A 2,259-nucleotide genomic window follows, 5' to 3' on the forward strand; every position below is an offset into this window, starting at 1 on the left:
GAGAGTATATCCATAACCGTCACCACTGGTCTTCTTCCATGCGGAGGACAGGTGAATGATACCGATATGTACAACGCAGCAGGCTATTGCCTTAAAGTCATCGAAGGCGATTCAGGTGAAGCCAATAACAAGTTATTCACGGCGACACCCAGTATTGAGGTGATGAAGCAACTTGGTTACAAACTGGAGGATTCCGCCAGTAATTTCGGCAGAACTTATGGGGCAACTTACCAAGAAACTCGTATTGATGGCGAATATGCTCGCTTTCGTTACGATGGATGGGGTTGGGAAAATGATCCACAAAGCTCAAACTATGGCAAAGATGGTCAACTTGACCGATACTGTGACGAACTTGGATATTTAAAATTCATGGGACGCACCAATTGGAAAAGACCCAACCGATATGAGCTTTACAGCTTGGTTTATCACTTAGGCGACCTAACAGCAAACTACGGCTGGCCTGGATATTACGAATATTGGACGGACCACTCTGCTAAAGACAGCAAGTTTTACTCTGTGGATTTGGTGAACAACCTTACCATATCCCACTCAGTAAGAATGAAAAGCTACGCGTCCTGTGTTTCCTACAATGACTAGTGCGAGTGATAACTAAACAAAGCACCTCCTTTAAAGCCAGCAGAGTCTCTGCTGGCTTTTTTATATGCCTGTCTCAGAGTTCTTCAATATGTTAAGAACTTATGGTTTGCACACATTGCTCTTTACTCACAAAAGTTCTTTGTGAGTTAGCGATTAATGGAGACCAGTAATTCCGGTAGTATTTCTCAGCCTCAGCTTCACTGGCGATGACATACATCATTTCGATCAACGAAGCCGGTCTTTGTTCATAAACATTATGCGACCCGATTGAAAAGAGTTTTTTATCAATCATTATCGCCTTGGAGTGGTTCGCAAACGAATAGTTTGTGTTTGGATACGTTTCGCTTTGACTGTCGATCCTGAGGTTTCCTAGCTTGAAGTGGGAGCAAAATTTTTGTCGACTGTCAGCATCGTTTGTAACGCCTGAATCTGTTGCCGCTGACCAAAGGGCCTTTATAATGTCAGTATTGGAGGCATTAGATGTAGTGTCAAAGGGGGCAACGGGATTCGATAGAATCACATTGACCGCTACGCCCTCTATCGACTTCTTAGCTAACACATAGGCCAGTTCTTCATCGATATCTCTTAACAATGCGCCAAACGCGCTTTGACTGAATGGGTTAATGAGAGATTGCTGCGATAGGAAAACTTCTTGCTGAGCCGCAGATATCATGGCTCGCACACCCGTTTTCATATCGAATCGATCCGCACTGTCAACCGTCACCGGGTTTCCTTGGTCCAAAATCAACACATCAATGTCACCAGAAATGACGGGAGGCAGAGGAAGCAACTGCTCAACGAATGGTACCGTCTCGGCTTGGGCAATAGTCCCATGCTGCCATTTCAACATGTGTCTGAAGTCCCCTGTACGCCACATTTTGTCAACCACTTTGTGCGTAAAATACGCAGCCGTACCCTGGATCTTAACAGAGGTATCGATGACTGGTGTTTCCGCGAAATACTCCTCCCATAAATTATGCCCTCCGGTAATGGCTTCTATCCCATCAACGGCCACAATTTTGCTGTGGTTCCAAGTGAGATCAAAGAGCCCTTCCTGCGGTACAAAAAAGCTTTTCCTTCCCCCACTAATGTATACCTGCATGTTGGTATTACCTGTCAAACGAGACACCAATTTAGCCAAGATCCCTTGAAAGTGAGTATTCCACTGTGTTTCAGGGATCCCCGATTCAGAAATAAAACCTTGACCGAGGAGCTTGCGTTTTACAATGTCGATAACGTAATCAGGCCATCCCGTCGCCAAACCACCCAATCCAACATAGATCCGAACAATAGGTGAGGTGCCATTTCGTTGTGCATTTTCTTCGATCGTCTTCAATGCTCCTTGTAACTGCCCAACCCAAGAGTCATCAATTTTGGCTAATACTGTTAGATCAATAATATGCTGACCATTTTTAATGGTGTTGATCACTTTGCTCCGAAAGGCTTCGTTGTTTCGGTGAACATCCGCGACGCTGTTCTCTCTGCCTGAAAGAGAAGACAGTACTTCAATCGACGTCACAGGGAAGAGGTGCCATGTATGAGAATAGCCCACACGACTTAATTGTTTTGATACCTGCCTAAGCAAGCATTGTGCATTGCAGTCACCGATAACGTCGTCAAGAAAATAGTGTTTAACATCGTGGATTATCTTAGCGTTTGCCG

At 44.8% G+C, this 2,259-nt stretch carries 1 protein-coding gene and 1 pseudogene; one reads left to right on the forward strand and one right to left on the reverse strand.

Features of this window, described 5'->3' with window-relative positions; genetic code table 11:
- Positions 1-597: pseudogene (locus tag VPNCDNU1_RS28555) on the forward strand (hypothetical protein); the annotation flags it as partial.
- Between the two features lie 91 nt (positions 598-688).
- On the opposite strand, the gene VPNCDNU1_RS28560 reads toward VPNCDNU1_RS28555, so the two are convergent.
- The coding region (locus VPNCDNU1_RS28560) for a phospholipase D-like domain-containing protein (protein ID WP_145959510.1) at positions 689-2,259 on the reverse strand (1,571 nt) is incomplete at its 5' end.

The sequence above is a fragment of the Vibrio penaeicida genome (assembly GCF_002933855.1).
GTDB classification, from domain to species: Bacteria; Pseudomonadota; Gammaproteobacteria; order Enterobacterales; family Vibrionaceae; genus Vibrio; species Vibrio penaeicida_A.